We start from the raw sequence: 20813 nt of genomic DNA, 5'->3' as shown, positions 1-20813 counted from the left end.
GCGGATTATAGGCCGGGCGCCGGCGGCGGCCGGCGCCGGAAGCGGGCGCGCATGCCGTCCCAGCTGGCGCCGACGACGATCACCGCGGCGAGGGCGCCCTCGGCCAGCGCCAGCAGCCGCACGTCCGGATCCACCCAGGCCAGCATCACGCCGTGGCAGAAGTAGGGCAGGGCGGCGACCGCCCCCCAGAAGCCGGCGCGCGGATTGCGGCGCAGTACCAGCACCACCGCCGGCAGCACCGGCAGCGCGAACCCCGCCGCGAGCAGCCACGGGGCCACCGTGCGCGGCGGCGCCAGCCAGCCGTGCCACGCCCACTGCAGCGCGAAGAGCGCGAGGATCGCCGCGGCGGTGATGCGCCTGGCACGGCTCACGCCGACAGCTTCCGCGCCGTTTCCGCGAGCCGGCGGCCGAGCGCGCGCGCCAGCGCCTTCTCGTCGTCGCTCAGCGGGCGGTCGTCGTCGGCGCCGGCGACGTGGCTGGCGCCGTAGGGCGTGCCGCCGGTGGCGGTGGTGTTCAGCGCGCTCTCGGTGAAGGGGATGCCGAGCACGACCATGCCGTGGTGCAGAAGCGGCACGAGCATCGTCAGCAGGGTCGATTCCTGGCCGCCGTGCATCGTCGCGGTCGAGGTGAAGGCCGCCGCCGGCTTGCCGACCAGGCTGCCGGAAGCCCATTCGGCGCCGAGCGTGTCGATGAAGTGCTTCAGCGGCGCCGCCATGTTGCCGAAGCGGGTCGGGCTGCCGAGCGCGAGGCCGGCGCAGTCGCGCAGGTCCGCCTTGCCGACGTAGGGCGCGCCCTCGTCGGGCACCGGCGGCGCCGCCGTCGCGGTGACCGGCGCCACCGGCGGCACCGTGCGCAGGCGCGCGCGCATGCCCTCGACCTCCTCGACGCCGCGGGCGACGTGACGGGCGAGCTGCGCGACCGAACCGCCGCGGCTGTAGTACAGGATCAGGATGTCGGCCATGGCCCATGATAGCCGGGCGGGCCTTTGCGCTAACCTTCGGACGATGGATCCGATCCTCGTCCTGCGCCGCTGGTGGCATCGCATCGACCGCGAACACGTGCGCGAGTTCGCCCGTTTCCTGTGGACGCGCTTCGTCGACGACCGCTGCTTCGAGGCCGCGGGCGCGCTCGCCTACACGACCGTCTTCGCGCTGGTGCCGCTGACGATGGTGGTGTTCGCGGTGATCGCCGCGTTCCCGGCCTTCGACGAGTGGAGCCTGAAGCTCACCGGCTTCATCTTCTCGAACTTCGTGCCGAGCGCCGCGCGCACCGTCGAGGACTACCTGCTCGGCGCCGGCGACAGCGCCCGCGGCGGCCTGACGGCGACCGGCGTCACCGCGCTGATCGTCTCGCTGCTGGTGACGATGTGGAGCATCGAGGGCACCTTCAACCGCATCTGGCGGGTGCCGACGCCGCGGCCGCGGCTGATGCGCTTCCTGATGTACTGGGCGCTGCTGACGCTGGGCACGGTGCTGGCGCTCGGCAGCCTGGCGATGACCTCGTACGTGTTCGCGCTGCCGCTGCTGTCGGGCGTCGAGCAGCTGAGCTGGACGCAGCGGCTGCTGCAGCTGCTGCCGAACCTCGTCGAACTGGCGATGTTCACGACCGCCTACCTGCTGATCCCGCACCGGCGGGTGCCGTTCCGCTTCGCGATCCTCGGTGGCCTGTTCGCGACCCTGCTGTTCGAAGCGGCCAAGCGCGGCTTCGCGGCCTATCTGCTGACCGTGCCGACCTACCAGCAGCTCTACAAGGACATCGCGGTCGTCCCGATCTTCCTGCTGTGGATCTACGTCAGCTGGGTGGTCGTGCTGCTCGGCGCCAGCCTCGCGGCCTCGCTGTCGGCCTTCCGCTACCAGCCGCGGGCACTGCGGCTGCCGCCGGGCAACGAACTCTACGGTTACCTGCGCCTGCTCGGCCGCCTGAACCACGCCCGCCGCGACGGCCGGGGCCTGCACCTGGCGGAAATGCAGGCGCTCGAGCCGATGCTGACCGACGACCTGCTGCAGCGCATGCTCGGCGGCCTGTCCGAGCTCAACATCGTCCGCCGCGCCGAGGACGGGGCCTGGCTGCTCAGCCGCGACCTCGCCGCGGTGACCTTCGGCGAACTGCACGAGCGCCTGCACCTGCGCATCCCCGGCGGCGATCTCGAACTGCCCGGCCACGACGACCCGATCGGCCGCGAGGCCACCGCGGCGCTGGAGTTCCTGCGCCTGCCGCTGCAGGACCCGCTGGCGCGCACCGTCGGCAGCTTCTTCCTTCCCCATCCGGAACTCCCGAACCGATGAACCGTCCGCTCACCGCCTTCCTGCTGTCCGCGCTGCTGGCCGCGTGCTCGCCGTCGTCCGAGCAAGCCGCCGACGAGAGCGCCGCGCCGCTCCCCGCCGGCACGGAACCGGCGGTTGCCGCAACCGCGTCCCCCGCCGACGCCGCCGCCGCCGGCGCCGATGCGGGCGGCTGCGCGGTGGGCGGCGACGCCTCCGCGACCGGCGACGACGGCAAGCCGACCCACCCGCGACTGGCGGTCGAGACCCTCGACGACGGCTGTTTCGACCTCGCCGAGCAGCGCGGGAAATGGGTCGTGGTGAACTTCTGGGCGACCTGGTGCAAGCCCTGCCTGAAGGAGATCCCGGACCTGAGCGCCTTCGACGCCGCCCGCGACGACGTGCGCGTGATCGGCCTGGCCTACGAGGAGATCGAGCCGGAAGCGATGCGCGAGTTCCTCGTCGAACACCCGGCCGGCTATCCGATCGCGCTGGTCGACGTCTACGCGCCACCCGCCGACTTCGACACGCCGCGCGGGCTGCCGCTGACGGTGCTGGTCGGGCCGGACGGCGCGGTCGCGAAGAAGTTCCTCGGGCCGGTCACCTCGGACGACCTCGCCGCCGTCATCGACGGCCCCGCGCCCTGAGCGCCTCCGGCCGCGCGCCGGAACGTGCGCGAACCGCGCCGGAACGTTCCGGCGCATGCCGGGCCGCCGCTAGGATGGCGCCGACCCATCCCGGATCCGGCCCGTGAGCGAGGCGCTCGACGACATCCGCAACCGCCGCCTGTTCTGGCTGCTGCAGACCGGCGGTTGGGCGGCCTACATCACGATCAGCTACCTGTCGGCGCTGGCGCACGGCAAGGGTGTCGAGTATTGGCCGGTACCGGTCGGCATCGGCACGACCGGCTTCCTCGTGACGCTGCTGCTGCGGCCGGTGCTGCGCCGCGCCTGGGGGCGGCCGCCTGCGGTGTTCGTGCCGATCGCCGCCGCCTGCGTCGCGTTCGGCTCGACCGTGCTCGGCATGGTCTACATGACCCTGCTCGCCAACCGCTGCCAGGAATGCCGGCCGGTCGACACCCTCGGCTACATCGCCTACACCACCGGCCATCTCTACGTCGTGCTGAGCTGGGTGGGCCTGTATGTCGGCCTGAAATACCACCGCCAGCTGCAACTGCAGACGCAGCGGGCACTGGCGGCGACCGCGATGGCGCACCAGGCGCAGCTGAAGATGCTGCGCTACCAGCTCAATCCGCATTTCCTGTTCAACACGCTCAACGCGATATCCACCCTGGTGCTCGACCGCGACAACACCGTCGCCAACCGCATGGTGCAGGGGCTGAGCGCCTTCCTGCGCCATTCGCTCGACAGCGACCCGATGCAGCGGGTGACGGTGAAGCAGGAACTCGATGCCCTGAACCTCTACCTGGACATCGAGAAGATGCGCTTCGCCGAGCGCCTCGGCGTCGAGACGAAGGTCGCGCCGGAGTGCTGGAACGCGCTGTTGCCGAGCCTGCTGCTGCAGCCGCTGGTCGAGAACGCGATCAAGCACGCGATCGCGCGCCGTCTCGCCGGTGGCCGCCTGACCATCGCCGCCGAGCGCCGCGGCGACCGCCTCGAACTGCAGGTCGCCGACAACGGCACCGGCCCCGGCGTGGTCGCCGGTCTGCCGGCGGGCGCGCCGGGCAGCGACGGCGTGCACACGAACGGCGACGGTTGCGGCGTCGGCCTCAGCAATACCCGCGAGCGCCTGCGCGTGCTCTACGGCGACGCCCAGTCGGTGACGGTGGCGCAAGGCCACGGCGACGACGGCGGCGTCCGCGTGACCCTGAGCATTCCCTTCGAAACGGCGGGAACGGCACGGGCATGAGCCGCCGCATCCGCACGCTGATCGTCGACGACGAACCGCTGGCGCGACGCGGTCTGCAACTGCGCCTGGGCGACGTCGCCGAGGTCGAGATCGTCGGCCAGTGCGGCGACGGCGCCGCGGCGATGAAGGCGGTGTCGGAACTGGCGCCGGACCTGATGCTGCTCGACGTGCAGATGCCCGGGCTGGACGGTTTCGCGACCCTGCGCGCGATTCCGGCGGCACAGATGCCGATCGTGGTCTTCGTCACCGCCTTCGACCATTACGCGATCAGCGCCTTCGAGGCGAACGCGGTCGACTACCTGCTCAAGCCGGTGGACGACAGCCGCCTGCACCAGGCGCTGTTCCGCGTCCGCGCCGAGCTCGACCGCCGCGAAGCCGGCCGGCACTGCGAGCAGTTGCTGAAGCTGCTCGGCGAACTCAGCGGGCGGCCGGCGCTCAGTCTCGAGGAAGCGCTCGGTGGTGCCGGCGAACGCCGGCTCGGACGCGGCGATCGCCTGAGCATCCGCGACGGCCAGCGCACCGTCCTGGTCGAGCTGTCGACGCTGCGCTGGGTCGATGCCGCCGGCGACTACATGTGCATCCACACCGACAGCGAGACCTATGTGCTGCGGGCGACGATGCGCGAACTCGAGGATCGGCTCGACCCGCGCCAGTTCCCGCGCGTGCACCGCTCGACCCTGGTCAATGCCGCGCGTGTCGTCGCGCTGCGCCCGCACACGAACGGCGAGCAGTTCCTCGCGCTCGACTGCGGCCACGAGCTGAAACTCTCGCGCTCCTACCGCGACCGTCTCGCACTGCTGAAAAGCAGCCCGTAGTCCGCACGCCGCCGCGGCCGCGAACGTTCCGCCGCAGCCGGGCAACGCCCCGGCGCAATCCGTGACTTCCGTCATGCCGCAGTCCGCGCGCCCACGCGCACAGTCGCGCCGTCGCCCCATTGCACCGCCGTCGTCATGAAGCTCACCGAGTCCGCGCTGAGGAATCCCGCCGCCGTCGCCGTCGTCGTCGCGCTGGTCGCGATCTTCGGCGTCGTCGCCCTGCGTGCGCTGCCGCTGCAACTGTTCCCGGACATCGAGCAGCCGCGCATGACCGTGCAGAGCACGTGGCGGGCGGCGTCGCCGCAGGAGATGGAAGCGGAGATCGTCGAGCCGATCGAAACGGTGCTCGAGGGCCTGCCGGGGATGGCGGAAATGACCGCGGCCGTCGCCGAAGGCTGGACCTCGATCGAGCTGGCGTTCGCGGTCGGCACCGACATGCAGGCGGCCCTGGTCGAGGTGCTGGCGCGGCTGAACCGGCTGCCGCCGCTGCCGCGCGACGCGGTGCCGCCGCGGGTGTCGCTCGGCGCCGACGGTGCCAACGAGTCGCTGACCTACTTCTTCGTGCAGCAGCTGCCGGGCACGCCTGGCAACATCCACGACCAGCGCCAGTTCATCGAGGACCGGGTGGTTCCGGTGATCACCGCGGTGCCCGGCGTCGCCGGCGTCGACATCAACGGCGCCGATCCGGACGAGCTGGCGATCGAGATCGACCTGGAGCGCGCCGCCGCCTACGGCGTCACCCTGCCGCTGGTCGCCGAGGTCGCCGGCCGTGCGACGGACGTATCCGGCGGCAGTTTCGACGCCGGCCGCCGCCAGTACACGCTGCGCTTCGCCGGCCGCTACGCTCCCGACGAGCTCGGCGAGCTGATCCTGCTCTGGCGCGACGGTAGACCGGTGCGCCTCGCCGACGTCGCGACGGTACGCATGCAGCGTTCCGAGCAGCGCTTCTTCAGCTACCAGAACGGCAACCCGGCGATCGGCCTGCGCATCCGTCGCGAAAGCGGTGCCAACGTGCTGGCGACGCTGGACGAGGTGAAGCGGGTCGTCGCCGGACTGCGCGACGGTGTGCTGAAGGAGCGCGGCCTGGGCATCGAGCAGAGTTTCGACGCGTCGCTGTTCATCGGCCGGGCGATCGGCCTGCTGACCGGCAGCCTCGGCGCCGGCGTGATGCTGGCGGTCGGCTGCCTGTGGTGGTTCCTGCGCGACGTGCGCGCGACGGTGCTGATCGCCACCGCGATTCCGATCTCGCTGCTTGCGACCTTCATCGTGCTGCAGCTCGGCGGCCGCAGCCTCAACGTGATCTCGCTCGCCGGCCTCGCGTTCGCGGTCGGCATGGTGATGGATGCGGCGGTGGTGGTCGCCGAGAACATCGTCCGCCTGCGCGGCGAGGGGCTGTCGCCGCTGCAGGCGGCGGCGACCGGCGCCTGCCAGGTCGGCGGCGCGCTGTTCGCGTCGACAGCGACGACGGTGGCGGTGTTCCTGCCGGTGATCTTCATGCAGGACGTCGAGGGCCAGCTGTTCGCCGACCTCGCGCTGACGATTTCGATCGCGGTCGGCATCTCGCTGCTGGTGGCGCTGACGGTGCTGCCGGCGGCGGCCGGCGGCTGGCTGCGCGGCGGCGCGGCCGGCGGTGCCGGCGGCTATGCACGCATCACCGCCTGGGCAATGCGCGCGACCGCGACGCGGCGGCGGCAATGGTCCTGGGTCGCGGCGCTGGTGGCGGCGCCGGTGCTGGCGACGTGGCTGGTGCTGCCGCGCATCGACTATCTGCCTCCGGTGAAGCGCGCGGCGATCGACACCTGGTTCAACTTCCCGCCCGGCATGAGCCCGCAGGCGATCGATGCGGAGATCGTGCCGACCCTGCTCGCCCGCATGCGTCCGCTGATGGACGGCGAGCGCGAGCCGCAGCTGCGCAACTGGTACCTGAGCCTGTGGCCGAACGGCGGCACGATGGGCGCCCGTGTGGTCGACGAGGAACGCATCGGCGAACTGGAGACGATCGTCCGCGAGGAGGTCGTCACCGGCCTTCCCGACACCCGCGCGTTCACCGCCGAGGGCGACCTGTTCGGCGGCTTCGGCGGCTCCACCCGGGCGATCGCGATCCATCTGCAGCACGCCGACGGCGAGGCGCTGAACCTCGCCGCCGAAACCGGGCGCCGCCTGCTCGTCGAGAAGTTCGCCGGTGCCAACGTGCAGGCCTGGCCCAACGCCGACGGCGCCGCGCCGGAGCTGCGCGTGATCGCCGACGACCGCCGTCTCGCCGAGGCCGGCTGGCGCCGCCCGGACCTGGCGACCGCGGTGCGCGTGCTCGGCGACGGTGCCTGGCTCGGCGAGCACTTCGACGGCGAACGCCGGCTGCCGATCGTGCTGCGCGCGGCCGGCCCCCGCGGTATAGACGAGCCCGAGCGCCTCGCGACGGCGCCGCTGGCGACCCCGCTCGGCGGCGTGCTCGGCCTCGGCGAGCTGGCGCGGCTGCAGACCACCCTGGCGCCCGGCCAGCTGCGCCGCGTCGATCGCAGGCGCACGCTGACGCTGACGGTCGATCCGCCGGCGGCGTTGTCCCTGGAAGAAGCGCTCGAGATCGTGAACGGCGAGATCGTGCCGGCGCTGCGCGCGGCGCTGCCGGCCGATGCCGGGGTGCGTGTCTCCGGCAGCGCCGACCGCCTCGGCGAGGTGGTCGCGACGATGGCCGGGAATTTCGCGATGGCGCTGCTGGTGCTGTTCCTGCTGATGGCGGCGCTGTTCCGTTCGGTGCGCGACAGCGCCTTCGTGATCGCGACCCTGCCGATGGCGGTGTTCGGTGGGGTGATCGGCTTGCGCACCGTGCAGCTGTTCACGCCACAGACGCTCGACCTGCTGTCGATGATCGGCTTCATCATGCTGCTCGGCATGGTGATCAACAACGCGATCCTGCTGGTCGCGCAGACCCGCGACGGCGAGACCGCCGGGCTGTCGCTCGAGGCGGCGATCGCGCAGGCGCTCGACCAGCGCCTGCGGCCGATCCTGATCGCCGCGCTCACCGGCGTCGTCGGCGCGCTGCCGATGGCGGTCAATCCGGGCCCCGGCGCGGTGATCTACCGCGGCCTGGCGGCGGTCACCGTCGGTGGTGTCGCGCTGAGCCTGGTGTTCACCGTCGTGCTGGTGCCTGCGCTGATCCGGCTGTGGCCGCGGCGCGCGGCGCGGGACGCCACCGGCGCCGGAATCGTGCCCGTCGCCGCCGACCCGTCGAACCTCCCCCTGCCCGCGAGGAATGCCGCATGAAGACGTCGCGCCCGTTGCTGATCGGCACCGCCGCCGCCGCCGCGTTCGCGGTCTGGTTCGCCACCGCCGGCGGTTCCGTCGCCGCCCGCGCCGATGCGGCCGCCGCGCCGACCGCCGCGCCGGAAGCACCGCCCGCGCGCGTGGAGGTGGCGCCGGCGGTGGCCGCCGAGTTCGCGCCGCGGCACTGGGCGCCGGGCAGCGTCGCCAGCCGCGCCGACGCCCGCATCGCCGCCGAGACCGGCGGCCGGGTCGTCTTCGTCGCCGAGGTCGGCAGCGTGCTGCAGGCTGGTGACGTGATCGCCCGGCTCGACGAGACGCCGCTGCGCCTGCGCGAGCGCGAGGCCGAAGCCGATCTCGCCCGCCTTCGCGCCCAGCTCGACTACGCCCGCCGGCAGCAGGAGCGCTACGCCGCGCTCGTGCGCAGCGGCGGCATCTCCGGTGCGCAGCTCGACCAGGTCGCCGCCGAGCGACGGATGCGCGAGCAGGATGTCGCGGCGGCGCTCGTCGCGCTGGAGCAGGCGCAGCTGGCGCTGCGCCAGGCGGCGGTACGCACGCCTTTCGCCGGCATCGTCGTCGAGCGCTCGGTCGAGCGCGGCGAGTTCCTCGCGGTCGGCGCTCCGGTCGCGCGCCTCGTCGATACCGCCGCACTTGAACTGCGGGCGCGGGCACCGGTCGCGCTCGCCGCGGGCCTGCGCGAAGGCGTCGCGGTGACCGTCCGCGACGGCGAACGCCAGCTCGAACTGCCGCTGGCGACGGTGGTGCCGGTCGGCGACGAGGCGTCGCGCCAGCTCGAACTGCGGGTCGCGCTGCCGCCGTCGGCGGTGGGAGAACACGGCTGGGTGGTCGGCGCCGCACTGCAGCTCGGCGTACCGAGCGAAGCGCCGCGGCCGGTCGTCGCGGTGCCGCGCGACGCGCTGCTGATGCGCCGCGACGGCGACTTCGTGGTCCGCGTCACCGCCGACGGCCGCGGCGAACGCCTGCCGGTGCGCACCGGCCTGGCCGAGAACGGCCTGGTCGAGGTCGATGGCGGCGTGCAGCCCGGCGACATGCTGGTCGTGCGCGGCGGCGAGCGCCTGATCGAGGGGCAGCGGGTGATTCCTTAGTTCGTAGTTCGTACGAGGTACGAGGTAGTGAGGGCGCGCGCTTCGCGCGAAGTGCCGGCCTTCATTGCCTCGTACCTCGTACGAACCACGAACCAGGGATCAGATTTCGCGCAGCCGTGGACGCAGGTTGGCGAGGTTGCAGGGCTTCGTGCGGGCGTCGAGCTGGGCGCGGATCAGCTTCTCCCAGCCGGTGCGGCAGGCCGAGGTCGAGCCGGGCAGGGCGAACAGGAAGGTGGCGTTGGCGAGGCCGGCGAAGGCGCGCGACTGCAGCGTGCTCGTGCCGATCTCGTCGAAGCTCAGCACCCGGAACATCTCGCCGAAGCCGGGCATTTCCTTGTCGAGCAGCGGCCGCAGCGCCTCCGGCGTCGAGTCGCGGCCGGTGAAGCCGGTGCCGCCGGTGACGAGGATGCCGTGCACCGCCGCGTCGGCGATCCAGCGCGAAACGATCGCGCGCATCGCATAGCGGTCGTCGCGCACGATCGCGCGTTCGTGCAGTGCGTGCCCGGCTTCGGTCAGCGCGGCGACGAGGTAATCGCCGGAGCTGTCGTTCTCCGCCGTGCGGGTGTCGGAGACGGTCAGCACGCAGAGCGAGAGCGGGCGGAATTCGGCGGCGGCGGTCATGCGGTCTTCCTGCGGTCTTCCAGCGGTGTTCGCGGACGCGCCGCTCAGGCGGCAGCGGTCAGCAGCTTCAGTTCGTCGGCCTGGTGTTCGCGGGTCAGGCGGTCGATCAGTTCGTCGAGGTCGCCGGCGATGATCTGCGGCAGCGCGTACAGGGTCAGCCCCTCGACGCGATGGTCGGTGACCCGGCCCTGCGGGAAGTTCCAGGTGCGGATGCGCTGGCTGCGGTCGCCGCTGCCGACCTGCAGCCGGCGCGACTGCGCCTGCGCCGCCGCCTGTTTCGCCTGTTCGGCGTCGAGCAGGCGCGCCTTCAGCAGCGACAGCGCGCGGGCGCGGTTCTTGTGCTGGCTGCGCTCGTCCTGGCATTCGACGACGACGCCGGTCGGCAGGTGGGTGATGCGGATCGCCGAGTCGGTCTTGTTGACGTGCTGGCCGCCGGCGCCGGAGGCGCGGAAGGTGTCGATCTTCAGGTCGGCGTCGCGGATCTCGATGTCGGCGATGTCGTCGAGTTCGGGCAGGATCGCCACCGTCGCCGCCGAGGTGTGGATGCGGCCCTGCGACTCGGTCGCCGGCACCCGCTGCACGCGGTGGGTGCCGGACTCGAACTTCAGCCGCGACCAGGCGCCGCGGCCCTCGATGCGGGCGACGATCTCCTTGTAGCCGCCGTGCTCGCCCTCGCTGGCGGAGACGATCTCGACGTTCCAGCGCTTCGCTTCGGCGTAGCGCGCGTACATCCGGAACAGGTCGCCGGCGAAGATCGCCGCCTCGTCGCCGCCGGTGCCGGCGCGGATCTCGAGGAACAGGTTGGCGTCGTCGCGCGGGTCTTTCGGCACCAGCAGCAGCGCGAGTTCGTGGTCGAGCTGCTCGAGGCGGGTACGCGCGGCCGGGATCTCCTCCTCGGCCAGTTCGCGCAGCTCGGGATCGCCGCGCATCGCCTCGGCGGCCTGCAGGTCGCGCTGCGCCTGCGTCCACGCGGCCAGGCCCGTGGCGACCGGCTCGAGCTGGGCGAATTCCTTCGACAGCGCGCGGAAGCGGTTGGCGTCGGCCAGCACCTCGGCATCGGCGAGCAGGCGGCTCACTTCCTCGTGGCGCTCGGCCAGGGCTTCGAGTTTTCGTTGCAGCGCCGGCGTCATGCGTCGTCGCCGTACAGGCGGCTGGCGGCCTGCAGCAGGTCGAGGTCGCCGTCGAGGGCGGCCTGGCGCAGGGCGGCGCTGGGGCCGTGCAGCAGCTTGTTGGTCAGCTGGTGGGCGAGCAGGGCCAGCACCTCGTCGGCGGGCTTGCCGGTGGCGAGCTGCTCGCGCGCCTTCGCCAGCGCCTCGTCGCGGGCGGCGTCGGCGCGGCTGCGCAGGGCGCGCAACGCATCCTGCCGGCCCTGCGCCCGCCACCACGCCATGAAGTGCTCGACCTGCAGGTCGATGATCGCCTGTGCCTGCTGCGCCGCCTCGCGGCGGGAGGCGCGGTTCTCCTCGATCACCTGCTCGAGGTCGTCGACGGTGTACAGGTAGACGTCGTCGAGTTCGGCGACCGCCGCTTCGATGTCGCGCGGCACCGCGAGGTCGAGCAGGAACATCGGCCGGTTGCGGCGCGCCTTCAGCGCCGCGGCGACGCCGGCGCGGCGCAGGATCGGTTCGCGGGCGGCGGTGGCGCTGATCACGATGTCGGCTTCCGGCAGGTGCCGTTCCAGCTCCGACAGCGGCAGCGCGTAGCCGCCGTGGCGGCTGGCCAGCACCTGCGCATGTTCGAGCGTGCGGTTGGCCACCAGCAGGCGTTTCGCCTGTGCGTCGACCAGATGCCGGGCGGCCAGTTCGATGGTGTCGCCGGCGCCGATCAGCAGCACGGTGGCCTCGTCGAGCGCGGCGAACACCTGCCGCGCCAGCCGCACCGCCGCGAACGCCACCGAAACCGGGTGGGCGCCGATGCGGGTGTCGGTGCGCACCCGCTTGGCGACCGCGAAGCTCTGCTGGAACAGGCGGTCGAGCGGGGTCCGCAGCGCATGCGCGGCGCGGGCCGCCTGCCAGGCGTCCTTCACCTGGCCGAGGATCTGCGGCTCGCCGAGCACCAGCGAGTCCAGCCCGGTGGCGACCCGGAACAGATGGCGGACGGCCTCGTCGTCGCGGTGCCGGTACAGGTAGGCGGCCAGGGTCTCGGCGGCGATGCCGTGGTGGCGCGCCAGCCAGCCGGCCACCGCGTCCTCGCGACCGTCGGCGACCTGGACATAGACCTCGGTGCGGTTGCAGGTCGACAGCAGCGCCGCTTCCTCGACGCCCGGCACGGCTTTCAGCTCGCTCAGCGCGACTGGAAGGCGGGCAGCGTCGAGCGCGACCCGTTCACGCAGCGCGAGCGGGGCGGTCTGGTGGTTGAGTCCCAGGGCGAGCAGGGTCATGGCGTGGCCAGCGTCGGCGCGCGGTGCGCTAAGCTTTCGCGGGCTGGACTTCCCGATTCGGATCCGGCGCGCATTCTAGCCCGAGGCGGTAAACACCCCGATGAACCGGCGCTTCCGCCTTCTGCCCGCGCTGCTGCTGACGATCCTCCCGCTGCCGAGCTTCGCCGACTCCCGGCCATTGCCGCTCGGCGACCTGATGGCCGGTGAATTCGCCCGCCAGCAGGGCGATTACGCGACCTCGGCGCGCCATTACCTGCTGGCCGCGCTGGCCTCGGGCGACCCGCGGATCGCCGCCCGCGCGACCGAAACCGCGTTGCTGGCCGGCCACGACCGCCTGGCCGCGCGCGCGCTGCGGCGCTGGCGGTTGCTGGAGCCGGACGCGTTGCCGATGCATGCGGCGGCCGTGACCCTGGCCCTGCGCGAAGGCGAACACGAGTCGGCGATGGAGGAGGCCGCGGCGATGCTGGCGCGCGCCGAAGACGGCGGCTGGGTGACCCTGCTCGACGTGCTGGCGCAGGCGCGCGGCGACGAGGCGGTGATCGCCCGTAGCGTCGTCGCCACCCTGTTCCGGCAGGCGCTGGCACCGGACGACCTGCAGGCCTGGCTGCAGCTGGCCGGGCTCGCCCGCCGCCTCGACGACAGCGCGCTGTCGGCGCGGATCGAGGCCGCGGCGCTCGCGCGTTTCCCCGACGATCCCCGCGGCCGCGTCCTGCAGGCCTCGCGGCTGCGCCAGGACGGGCAGGCGGAGGAGGCGAAGGCGGTGCTCCGGGCGCTGCTCGAGGCGCCGCCGCTGCCGCCGGACCTGCGTTCCACCGCTGCCCGCGAACTCGCCCAGGCCGGCGACCCCGCCGCCGCCGCCGCCCTGCTCGCCCGCGGCCCGCAGAACGACGTGAGCTACAGCGAACGCGCCCGCTGGCTGATCCTCGGTGGCGACCGCGACGGCCTGCTGGCGCTGTACCGCGAGGTCCGCCGCGCCCCGGGCGACGCGCGCCCGACCCGCAAGCTGCTGCTCGGCCACCTCGCCGAGGCGCTGATGCGCTGGAGCGAGGCCGAGGCCTGGTATGCCGGGGTCGACAGCGGCGAGGGCCGCGACCTGGCGGTGACCCGGCGGGCGCGCGTGCTCGCCGAGATGGGCCGGCTGCCGGCGGCGCTCGAGTTGCTCGACGCACTGCAGCAGAACCGTGATGCCGACGGCGAGCGGGTGCGCGACAGCCACCTTCTAGAGGCCGAGCTGCTGATCCGGGCCGGCCGTGCCGACGACGCGCTGAAGGCCCTCGATGCCGGCCTGGAAGTCTTCGAAGGCGACCCGGTGCTGCTCTACGCCCGCGGCATGGAGCACGAGCGCACCGGCCGGATCGACGCCGCGCTGGCCGACTTCCGCCGCATCCTCGACGAATTGCCCGATCATGCGCACGCGCTGAACGCCTACGCCTATGCCCTGGCGCAGCACCGCGGCGACTTCGCGGCGGCGCTGCCGCTGCTGCAGCGCGCGCACCGGGTGGCGCCGACCTCGGTGGCGATCCAGGACAGCCTCGGCTGGGTGCTGGTCCGGCTCGGCCGGGTGGAGGAAGGCCTGGAACTGCTGCGCCAGGCCTGGTCGGCCGGGCCCGATCCCGAGATCGCCGCCCACCTCGGCGAAGCGCTCTGGCGCCTCGGCCGGAAGGAGGAGGCGCGCAGCATCTGGGCCGCCGGCCGCGCCGTCGACGCCGACAACCCCGTATTGACCGCAACGATGCTGGAATTCGAACGATGAGATCCCGCTTGATCCTGATCGCCTTCGCATTGCTGCTCGCGGCCTGCCGGCACGCGCCGGTGCGCGACGGGCTGGGCGCCGAAGTGCCGGTCGGCGAGGCGGCGCTGCTGGCGGCGCAGTCGGCGCGCGAGGCCGATCTGGCCGAAGCCGACCACTGGCGGATGCAGGGGCGGTTGGCGGTGCAGGCCGGCAGCGATGGCGGCAGCGGCCGGATCGACTGGCAGCAGCGCGGCGGCGACTACCGCATCACCCTGTCGGCGCCGGTGACCCGGCGCAGCTGGGTGCTCGAGTCCACCGGCGGTCGCGTGACCCTGTCCGGCCTCGACGGCGGCCCGCGCAGCGGCAGCGACGCCGAGGCGCTGCTGGCCGAGGCCACCGGCTGGCGGCTGCCACTGCAGGCCCTGGCCGACTGGGCGCGCGGCGCGCGCAGCGCCGGCCCGGCGCGGATCGCCTTCGCCGCCGATGGCCTGCCGGCCAGGATCGAGCAGTTCGGCTGGACCGTCGAATACCGCGAATGGCTGCCGGGCGCACCGGCGCGGCCGCGGCGGGTCTTCGCCAGCGAGGGCGGGGCCAGCGTGCGCCTGGTCGTGGAGGCCTGGGGCCAGCCATGAGCCCGCCGCGGCTGGACGCGCCCGATTCCGCCCCCGCCGGAACCGGCTGGAGCCGCTGGCCGGCGCCGGCCAAGCTGAACCTGTTCCTGCGCATCACCGGGCGCCGCGCGGACGGCTACCACCTGCTGCAGACGGCCTTCCAGCTGCTCGACTGGGGCGACACGATCCACCTGCGGCCGCGCGCCGATGGCCGGGTCCAGCGGGTGAACGATCCCGGCTACGGCGTCGCCGGCCCCGACGACCTCGTCGTTCGCGCAGCGAACCTGCTGCGATCTGAAGCCAACGTCTCCGAAGGTGCCGATATCCTGATCGACAAGCGCATCCCGACGGGCGGCGGCTTCGGCGGCGGCTCATCGGATGCGGCCACCGTGCTGGTCGCCCTGAACCGGTTGTGGCGGGCGGGCCTCGACGAGGACGCGCTGGCCGCGCTCGGTCTGCGCCTCGGCGCCGACGTGCCGCTGTTCGTGCGCGGCCGCAGCGCCTGGGCGGAAGGGGTCGGCGAGGCGCTGACGCCGATGGCGCTCGGACCGGCTTTCTACCTGGTCGTCGACACCGGCGTCAGCGTGCCGACGGCTGAACTTTTCCGGGCCCCGGATTTGACCCGGGATGCCCCCGCGGCGACAATGTGCGGCTCGTTTTCAGGCCTCGTGCCCGGCAATGCCTTCGAGCCGGTGCTGCGGCGCCGCGCGCCCGTCGTCGACGACTGGCTGCGCCGGCTGTCGCAGCTCGGACCGGCGGCCCTGACCGGCACCGGCGGCGGCTGCTTCGTGCGCTTCGGCGCGCGGGCGGACGCCGAGGCGGCGCTGGCGCAGCTTCCCGCAGGGAGCCGGGCCATCGTCGCCGGGGGCGTCGACGTCTCGCCCCTGCACCGGGTGCTGGCCGCCGGCGGAGCCTGAAACAGCGCCGTTGGGGCGTCGCCAAGCTGGTCCAAGGCACCAGGTTTTGATCCTGGCATTCGTAGGTTCGAATCCTACCGCCCCAGCCACACCGCCGACCCCGGCACCGTCCTCCACCGCGGAACGCCCCGACCATGAGCCAGCAGCAGAACCTGCTCGTCTTCACCGGCAACGCCAACCGGCCGCTGGCGCTGGCCGTCTGCCGCCAGCTGGGCATTCCGCTGGGCAAGGCGCTGGTGGGCAAGTTCTCCGACGGCGAAAGCCAGATCGAGATCGAGGAGAACGTGCGCGGCCAGAACGTGTTCGTGATCCAGCCGACCTGCGCGCCGACGGCCGAGAACTTCATGGAACTGCTGGTGATGATCGACGCGCTGCGCCGCGCCTCGGTCGCCACCGTCACCGCGGTGGTGCCGTACTTCGGCTACGCCCGCCAGGACCGCCGGCCGCGCTCGGCGCGCGTCGCGATCACCGCGAAGGTCGCCGCGAAGATGTTCTCGTCGGTCGGCACCGACCACCTGCTGACGGTCGACCTGCACGCCGAGCAGATCCAGGGCTTCTTCGACATCCCGGTCGACAACGTCTACGCGACGCCGCTGCTGCTGGCCGACATCTGGCGCAGCCAGGGCACCGACAACCTGATCGTGGTGTCGCCGGACGTCGGCGGCGTGGTGCGCGCCCGCGCGATCGCCAAGCGCCTCGACGACGCCGACCTGGCGATCATCGACAAGCGCCGCCCGAAGGCCAATGTGGCGACGGTGATGAACATCATCGGCGACGTCGAGGGCAAGACCTGCGTGCTGGTCGACGACATCGTCGACACCGCCGGCACCCTCTGCGCGGCGGCCGCGGCGCTGAAGCAGCACGGCGCGAAGAAGGTCGTCGCCTACTGCACCCACCCGGTGCTGTCGGGCGCGGCCATCGCCAACGTGTCGAACTCCCAGCTCGACGAGCTGGTGGTCACCGACACCATTCCGCTGTCGGAGGCGGCGCGCGCCTGCCCGCGCATCCGCCAGCTCAGCGTGGCCGAACTGCTGGCGGAGACCATCCGCCGCATCGCGTTCGGCGAATCGGTCAGTTCGCTCTACGTGGACTGAGGCAGGGCGGGCCGGGGCATCCGGCATCGGCGTGTGCGCGCCGATGCCCGATTCCCTGTCCCGGGAACGACGCCGGGCCTGGTCGCGGGCACCGGTGGCAAGCGCCGAAGGGCGCATCACTCACCAGAAGGCATCACCGAAATGGCTACCAACCACAACATCACGGCGACCAGCCGCAAGGACGAGGGCAAGGGTGCGAGCCGCCGCCTCCGTCGCAGCGGCCAGGTCCCGGCCATCGTCTACGGCGGCCACGCCGAGCCGCAGAGCATCCAGATCGAGCACAACCACCTCTGGCTGACCAGCCAGAACGAGTGGTTCTACTCGGCGATCCTGGACATGGAACTGGACGGCAAGGTCCAGAAGGTCCTGCTGCGTGACCTGCAGCGCCACCCGTTCAAGCAGCAGATCCTGCACCTGGACTTCCTGCGCGTCTCCGAGAACGAGACCCTGCGCGCCAAGGTGCCGCTGCACTTCGCCAACCAGGAGAAGTCGCCGGCCGGCAAGACCGCGGGCGTCGTCGTGCTGCACGAGCTGAACGAGGTCGAGGTCGACTGCCTGCCGAAGGACCTGCCGGAGTTCATCACGGTCGACCTGACCGAGCTGAAGGTCGGCGACATCATCCACCTGTCGCAGCTGCCGCTGCCGGCCGGTGTGGCGATCCCGGCGCTGGCGCACGGCAAGGAGCACGACATCGCCGTCGTGATCGCCAAGCACGCGCGCGTCGAGGAAGAGTCGGCCGCGACCGAGGAATCGGCCGAGGTCCCGGCGACCAAGGCCAAGGCCGACGCCGCTCCGAAGAAGAAGTAATCGCGCCGCGACATGGCGCTGCGCCTGATCGTCGGCCTCGGCAACCCCGGGGCCGAACATGCCCGGACCCGGCACAACGCCGGGTTCTGGTTCATCGATGCCCTCGCCGAACAGGCGGGGGCGCGCTTCGGGCTGGAATCGAAGCTGCACGGCGAAACCGCGAAGGCGAACATCGGCGGCCAGAACGTCTGGCTGCTGAAGCCTTCGACCTACATGAACCTGTCCGGGCGGTCGGTCACGGCCGCCCTGCGTTACTGGAAGATCGCCCCGGAAGAGGCGCTGCTCGCGCACGACGAGTTGGATCTTCCGCCCGGTACCGCCCGCCTGAAGTTCGACGGCGGCCACGGCGGCCAGAACGGCCTGCGCGACACCCTCCAGCAGCTCGGCCACGGCAGGTTCCACCGGCTGCGCATCGGCATCGGCCACCCCGGGCACAAGGACCGGGTCACCGGCTGGGTGCTGGGCCGCCCGGGCCGCGACGACGAGGCGTCGATCCTGCGCGCCATCGACGACGCCCTGGCGGTACTGCCGCTGGCGGTCGCCGGCGACTTCAACGAGGCGATGAAGCGCCTCCATACCCCGAAATCCTGAGGAACTCCTGCCCATGGGCATCAAGTGCGGCATCGTCGGCCTGCCGAACGTCGGCAAGTCGACCCTCTTCAACGCGCTGACGAAGGCGGGCATCGCCGCGGCGAACTTCCCCTTCTGCACGATCGAGCCGAATACCGGCGTCGTGCCGGTGCCGGATCCGCGCCTGAACGCGCTGGCCGGGATCGTCAAGCCGCAGAAGGTGATCCCGACCTCGTTCGAGTTCGTCGACATCGCCGGCCTGGTCGCCGGCGCCTCGAAGGGCGAAGGCCTGGGCAACAAGTTCCTGGCGCACATCCGCGAGGTCGACGCGATCGCCCACGTGGTGCGCTGCTTCGAGCACCCGGACATCGTCCACGTCGCCGGCCGGGTCGATCCGGTGGCCGACATCGAGACGATCGACCTGGAGCTGTCGCTGGCCGACCTGGAATCGGTCGAAAAGGCCCTGAACCGCGCCGAGCGCGAGGCCAAGACCGGCAACAAGGACGCCGTGGCCCGCAAGGAGGTGCTGGCGAAGCTGCGTGCCGGCCTCGACCAGGGCCGGCCGGCGCGTTCGCTGGGCCTGACGGCCGAGGACAAGGCGCTCGTCCGCGACCTGTTCCTGCTGACCCTGAAGCCGGTGATGTACGTCTGCAACGTGCTCGAGGACGGCTTCGAGAACAATCCGCTGCTCGACCGCGTCCGCGAGCGGGCGGCGGGCGAGGGTGCCGAGGTCGTGGCGGTCAGCGCCGCGATCGAGGAGGAAATGGCCCAGCTCGAGGACGCCGACCGCGACGAGTTCCTGGCCGGCATGGGCCTGGACGAGCCGGGCCTGAACCGGGTGATTCGCGCCGGCTACGCGCTGCTGGGCATGCAGACCTATTTCACCGCCGGCGTGAAGGAAGTCCGTGCCTGGCAGGTCCGCAAGGGCGCCACCGCGCCGCAGGCGGCGGCGGTGATCCACACCGACTTCGAAAAGGGCTTCATCCGCGCCGAGACGATCGCCTACGAGGACTTCATCCGCTACCGCGGCGAGGCCGGCGCACGCGAGGCCGGGCGGCTGCGGCTGGAGGGCAAGGACTACATCGTCCAGGAGGGCGACGTCCTGCATTTCCGCTTCAATGTGTGATTCCGTCGCGGCGTCGACGAAATGTCGTTGACAAAGCCCGTCGCGACCATGAAAATTGCGGGCTCCCTGACGGAGGGATACCCAAGCGGCCAACGGGGGCAGACTGTAAATCTGCTGGCTCACGCCTTCGGTGGTTCGAATCCACCTCCCTCCACCAGCTTCGGCGCCGGTCCCGGCAACGGGCCCGGGGTCCGGGCGGGAGTAGTTCAATGGTAGAACCTCAGCCTTCCAAGCTGATCATGCGGGTTCGATTCCCGTCTCCCGCTCCATTGAGATGCAGCACCCGCTCCAGGCAACACCGCAACACCCAGAATTCGCTCATGTAGCTCAGTCGGTAGAGCACTTCCTTGGTAAGGAAGAGGTCGCTGGTTCGATTCCAGTCATGAGCACCACCACCCCGGCGCCGTCCGCGGCCCGGAGATCCATCCACCTCGTATCCACCGGGTAATCGCAATGTCCAAGGGCAAGTTCGAGCGCACCAAGCCGCACGTGAACGTCGGCACCATCGGTCACGTCGACCACGGCAAGACCACGCTGACCGCGGCGCTGACGAAGATCGGCGCGGAGCGTTTCGGCGGCGAGTTCAAGGCCTACGACCAGATCGACGCGGCGCCGGAAGAGAAGGCGCGCGGCATCACGATCTCGACGGCGCACGTCGAGTACGAGAGCCCGACCCGCCACTACGCGCACGTGGACTGCCCGGGCCACGCCGACTACGTGAAGAACATGATCACGGGTGCGGCGCAGATGGACGGCGCGATCCTGGTGTGCTCGGCCGCCGACGGCCCGATGCCGCAGACGCGCGAGCACATCCTGCTGGCCCGCCAGGTCGGCGTGCCGTACATCGTGGTCTACCTGAACAAGGCGGACCTGGTGGACGACGCCGAGCTGCTGGAGCTGGTGGAGATGGAAGTCCGCGAGCTGCTGAGCAAGTACGACTTCCCGGGCGACGACACCCCGATCGTGACCGGCTCGGCGCGCGCCGCGCTGGAAGGCGACCAGTCGGACATCGGCGTGCCGTCGATCCTGAAGCTGGTGGACGCGCTGGACACCTGGATTCCGGAGCCGCAGCGTGACGTCGACAAGCCGTTCCTGATGCCGGTCGAGGACGTGTTCTCGATCTCGGGTCGCGGCACGGTGGTCACGGGCCGCATCGAGCGCGGCATCATCAAGGTCGGCGACGAAATCGAGATCGTCGGCATCCGCCCGACGGTCAAGACGACGGTCACCGGCGTGGAGATGTTCCGCAAGCTGCTCGACCAGGGCCAGGCGGGCGACAACGCCGGTCTGCTGCTGCGCGGCACCAAGCGTGACGAAGTCGAGCGTGGCCAGGTGCTGGCCAAGCCGGGCTCGATCACCCCGCACACCGAGTTCGAGGCCGAGGTGTACGTGCTGTCGAAGGACGAGGGCGGCCGCCACACCCCGTTCTTCAAGGGCTACCGCCCGCAGTTCTACTTCCGCACGACGGACGTGACCGGTGCGGTGCAGCTGCCGGAAGGCGTCGAAATGGTCATGCCGGGCGACAACATCAAGATGGTGGTGACGCTGATCGCCCCGATCGCGATGGACGAGGGCCTGCGCTTCGCGATCCGCGAGGGTGGCCGCACCGTCGGCGCCGGCGTGGTTGCCAAGGTCATCAAGTAAGC

General features: G+C 71.8%; 19 protein-coding genes and 4 tRNA genes. 18 read left to right on the top strand and 5 right to left on the bottom strand.

All coding sequences use genetic code 11. The features are described 5' to 3' along the window. Positions 1 to 5 precede the first annotated feature (5 nt). Together K311_RS17595 and wrbA are read right to left on the bottom strand one after the other, a co-directional pair. Positions 6 to 371 carry a DUF2069 domain-containing protein gene (locus K311_RS17595; RefSeq protein WP_051239689.1) on the bottom strand — a complete coding sequence of 122 codons (366 nt, stop codon included), beginning with the start codon at positions 369 to 371 and terminating at the stop codon, positions 6 to 8. Then, positions 368 to 961 carry an NAD(P)H:quinone oxidoreductase gene (gene wrbA, locus K311_RS0106890; RefSeq protein WP_026816697.1) on the bottom strand — a complete coding sequence of 198 codons (594 nt, stop codon included), beginning with the start codon at positions 959 to 961 and terminating at the stop codon, positions 368 to 370. Before wrbA ends, K311_RS17595 begins: the two co-directional genes overlap by 4 nt. 43 nt (positions 962 to 1004) lie before the next feature. Between wrbA and K311_RS15830 the strand changes: the two genes are divergently transcribed. The 6 genes from K311_RS15830 (at position 1005) to K311_RS0106860 (ending at position 9309) form a co-directional block, all read left to right on the top strand. Beyond that, positions 1005 to 2285: a YihY family inner membrane protein gene (locus tag K311_RS15830; RefSeq protein WP_043797072.1), complete on the top strand. Its 1281-nt coding sequence runs from the start codon at positions 1005 to 1007 to the stop codon at positions 2283 to 2285. Next, the gene (locus tag K311_RS0106880; protein WP_026816696.1) at positions 2282 to 2908 is read left to right on the top strand and encodes a TlpA family protein disulfide reductase; all 627 of its coding nucleotides are present in this window, start codon (positions 2282 to 2284) and stop codon (positions 2906 to 2908) included. Before K311_RS15830 ends, K311_RS0106880 begins: the two co-directional genes overlap by 4 nt. A gap of 103 nt (positions 2909 to 3011) precedes the next feature. After that, positions 3012 to 4130 (top strand): sensor histidine kinase, encoded by a 1119-nt coding sequence (locus K311_RS0106875; protein ID WP_026816695.1) that lies wholly within the window; start codon positions 3012 to 3014, stop codon positions 4128 to 4130. Further along, a complete protein-coding gene (locus K311_RS0106870) occupies positions 4127 to 4945 on the top strand; it encodes a LytR/AlgR family response regulator transcription factor (protein WP_026816694.1) in 819 nt (272 codons plus the stop codon). The genes K311_RS0106875 and K311_RS0106870 overlap by 4 nt, the downstream gene beginning before the upstream one ends. Before the next feature lie 135 nt (positions 4946 to 5080). Further along, the gene (locus tag K311_RS15825; RefSeq protein ID WP_081683331.1) at positions 5081 to 8206 is read left to right on the top strand and encodes an efflux RND transporter permease subunit; all 3126 of its coding nucleotides are present in this window, start codon (positions 5081 to 5083) and stop codon (positions 8204 to 8206) included. Further along, positions 8203 to 9309: an efflux RND transporter periplasmic adaptor subunit gene (locus tag K311_RS0106860; RefSeq protein WP_026816693.1), complete on the top strand. Its 1107-nt coding sequence runs from the start codon at positions 8203 to 8205 to the stop codon at positions 9307 to 9309. Before K311_RS15825 ends, K311_RS0106860 begins: the two co-directional genes overlap by 4 nt. Before the next feature lie 99 nt (positions 9310 to 9408). Here the strand turns inward: K311_RS0106860 and moaB are convergent, their stop codons facing one another. Genes moaB through hemA form a run of 3 tightly spaced genes read right to left on the bottom strand, consistent with a single transcriptional unit; the run spans position 9409 to position 12310 of the window. After that, the gene (gene moaB / locus K311_RS0106855; protein WP_026816692.1) at positions 9409 to 9930 is read right to left on the bottom strand and encodes a molybdenum cofactor biosynthesis protein B; all 522 of its coding nucleotides are present in this window, start codon (positions 9928 to 9930) and stop codon (positions 9409 to 9411) included. 44 nt (positions 9931 to 9974) lie between these two features. After that, entirely contained in the window at positions 9975 to 11060 is a 1086-nt protein-coding gene (gene prfA / locus K311_RS0106850) for a peptide chain release factor 1 (protein ID WP_026816691.1), read from the bottom strand. Continuing rightward, the gene (gene hemA, locus K311_RS0106845; protein ID WP_026816690.1) at positions 11057 to 12310 is read right to left on the bottom strand and encodes a glutamyl-tRNA reductase; all 1254 of its coding nucleotides are present in this window, start codon (positions 12308 to 12310) and stop codon (positions 11057 to 11059) included. The genes prfA and hemA overlap by 4 nt, the downstream gene beginning before the upstream one ends. Before the next feature lie 100 nt (positions 12311 to 12410). Here hemA and K311_RS15820 point away from each other — a divergent pair, with 100 nt between their 5' ends. The 12 genes from K311_RS15820 to tuf all read left to right on the top strand — a co-directional run bounded on the left by K311_RS15820 (position 12411) and on the right by tuf (position 20811). Continuing rightward, positions 12411 to 14063: a tetratricopeptide repeat protein gene (locus K311_RS15820; protein ID WP_051239687.1), complete on the top strand. Its 1653-nt coding sequence runs from the start codon at positions 12411 to 12413 to the stop codon at positions 14061 to 14063. Further along, positions 14060 to 14674: a lipoprotein insertase outer membrane protein LolB gene (lolB, locus tag K311_RS0106835; protein WP_026816689.1), complete on the top strand. Its 615-nt coding sequence runs from the start codon at positions 14060 to 14062 to the stop codon at positions 14672 to 14674. The genes K311_RS15820 and lolB overlap by 4 nt, the downstream gene beginning before the upstream one ends. Next, on the top strand, positions 14671 to 15570 hold the full coding sequence (gene ispE / locus K311_RS0106830; protein WP_051239683.1) for a 4-(cytidine 5'-diphospho)-2-C-methyl-D-erythritol kinase: 900 nt from the start codon (positions 14671 to 14673) through the stop codon (positions 15568 to 15570). The genes lolB and ispE overlap by 4 nt, the downstream gene beginning before the upstream one ends. An 11-nt stretch (positions 15571 to 15581) precedes the next feature. Further along, positions 15582 to 15659, top strand: a tRNA-Gln gene (locus tag K311_RS0106825). A 45-nt stretch (positions 15660 to 15704) separates the two neighbouring features. After that, complete coding sequence (locus tag K311_RS0106820; RefSeq protein WP_026816687.1) at positions 15705 to 16664, top strand: ribose-phosphate diphosphokinase; 960 nt, start codon at positions 15705 to 15707, stop codon at positions 16662 to 16664. Between the two features lie 141 nt (positions 16665 to 16805). Beyond that, positions 16806 to 17471: a 50S ribosomal protein L25/general stress protein Ctc gene (locus K311_RS0106815; RefSeq protein ID WP_026816686.1), complete on the top strand. Its 666-nt coding sequence runs from the start codon at positions 16806 to 16808 to the stop codon at positions 17469 to 17471. Positions 17472 to 17483: 12 nt separating this feature from the next. Continuing rightward, positions 17484 to 18062 carry an aminoacyl-tRNA hydrolase gene (gene pth / locus K311_RS0106810; protein ID WP_026816685.1) on the top strand — a complete coding sequence of 193 codons (579 nt, stop codon included), beginning with the start codon at positions 17484 to 17486 and terminating at the stop codon, positions 18060 to 18062. A 13-nt stretch (positions 18063 to 18075) separates the two neighbouring features. Beyond that, positions 18076 to 19167: a redox-regulated ATPase YchF gene (gene ychF, locus K311_RS0106805; protein WP_026816684.1), complete on the top strand. Its 1092-nt coding sequence runs from the start codon at positions 18076 to 18078 to the stop codon at positions 19165 to 19167. Positions 19168 to 19238: 71 nt separating this feature from the next. Continuing rightward, positions 19239 to 19324: transfer RNA gene (locus K311_RS0106800), tRNA-Tyr, on the top strand. Between the two features lie 38 nt (positions 19325 to 19362). Then, a tRNA-Gly gene (locus tag K311_RS0106795) sits at positions 19363 to 19436 on the top strand. Positions 19437 to 19483: 47 nt separating this feature from the next. Beyond that, a tRNA-Thr gene (locus K311_RS0106790) sits at positions 19484 to 19559 on the top strand. A 61-nt stretch (positions 19560 to 19620) separates the two neighbouring features. After that, the gene (gene tuf, locus K311_RS0106785) at positions 19621 to 20811 is read left to right on the top strand and encodes an elongation factor Tu (RefSeq protein WP_026816683.1); all 1191 of its coding nucleotides are present in this window, start codon (positions 19621 to 19623) and stop codon (positions 20809 to 20811) included. Positions 20812 to 20813: the final 2 nt, after the last annotated feature.

Origin of the sequence: Arenimonas composti TR7-09 = DSM 18010 (genome assembly GCF_000426365.1) — a bacterium.
In the GTDB taxonomy this organism is placed as follows: Bacteria; Pseudomonadota; Gammaproteobacteria; order Xanthomonadales; family Xanthomonadaceae; genus Arenimonas; species Arenimonas composti.
This window is presented reverse-complemented; position numbering and strand designations above follow the sequence as displayed.

Coding starts and splice junctions, on each gene's coding strand:
- moaB (WP_026816692.1), bottom strand. CDS start 9,930: ATGACCGCCGCCGCCGAATTCCGCCCGCTCTCGCTCTGCGTGCTGACC.
- pth (WP_026816685.1), top strand. CDS start 17,484: ATGGCGCTGCGCCTGATCGTCGGCCTCGGCAACCCCGGGGCCGAACAT.
- K311_RS0106860 (WP_026816693.1), top strand. CDS start 8,203: ATGAAGACGTCGCGCCCGTTGCTGATCGGCACCGCCGCCGCCGCCGCG.
- hemA (WP_026816690.1), bottom strand. CDS start 12,310: ATGACCCTGCTCGCCCTGGGACTCAACCACCAGACCGCCCCGCTCGCG.
- K311_RS15830 (WP_043797072.1), top strand. CDS start 1,005: ATGGATCCGATCCTCGTCCTGCGCCGCTGGTGGCATCGCATCGACCGC.
- K311_RS0106880 (WP_026816696.1), top strand. CDS start 2,282: ATGAACCGTCCGCTCACCGCCTTCCTGCTGTCCGCGCTGCTGGCCGCG.
- ychF (WP_026816684.1), top strand. CDS start 18,076: ATGGGCATCAAGTGCGGCATCGTCGGCCTGCCGAACGTCGGCAAGTCG.
- wrbA (WP_026816697.1), bottom strand. CDS start 961: ATGGCCGACATCCTGATCCTGTACTACAGCCGCGGCGGTTCGGTCGCG.
- K311_RS0106815 (WP_026816686.1), top strand. CDS start 16,806: ATGGCTACCAACCACAACATCACGGCGACCAGCCGCAAGGACGAGGGC.
- K311_RS0106820 (WP_026816687.1), top strand. CDS start 15,705: ATGAGCCAGCAGCAGAACCTGCTCGTCTTCACCGGCAACGCCAACCGG.
- K311_RS15825 (WP_081683331.1), top strand. CDS start 5,081: ATGAAGCTCACCGAGTCCGCGCTGAGGAATCCCGCCGCCGTCGCCGTC.
- tuf (WP_026816683.1), top strand. CDS start 19,621: ATGTCCAAGGGCAAGTTCGAGCGCACCAAGCCGCACGTGAACGTCGGC.
- K311_RS0106870 (WP_026816694.1), top strand. CDS start 4,127: ATGAGCCGCCGCATCCGCACGCTGATCGTCGACGACGAACCGCTGGCG.
- prfA (WP_026816691.1), bottom strand. CDS start 11,060: ATGACGCCGGCGCTGCAACGAAAACTCGAAGCCCTGGCCGAGCGCCAC.
- ispE (WP_051239683.1), top strand. CDS start 14,671: ATGAGCCCGCCGCGGCTGGACGCGCCCGATTCCGCCCCCGCCGGAACC.
- K311_RS15820 (WP_051239687.1), top strand. CDS start 12,411: ATGAACCGGCGCTTCCGCCTTCTGCCCGCGCTGCTGCTGACGATCCTC.
- lolB (WP_026816689.1), top strand. CDS start 14,060: ATGAGATCCCGCTTGATCCTGATCGCCTTCGCATTGCTGCTCGCGGCC.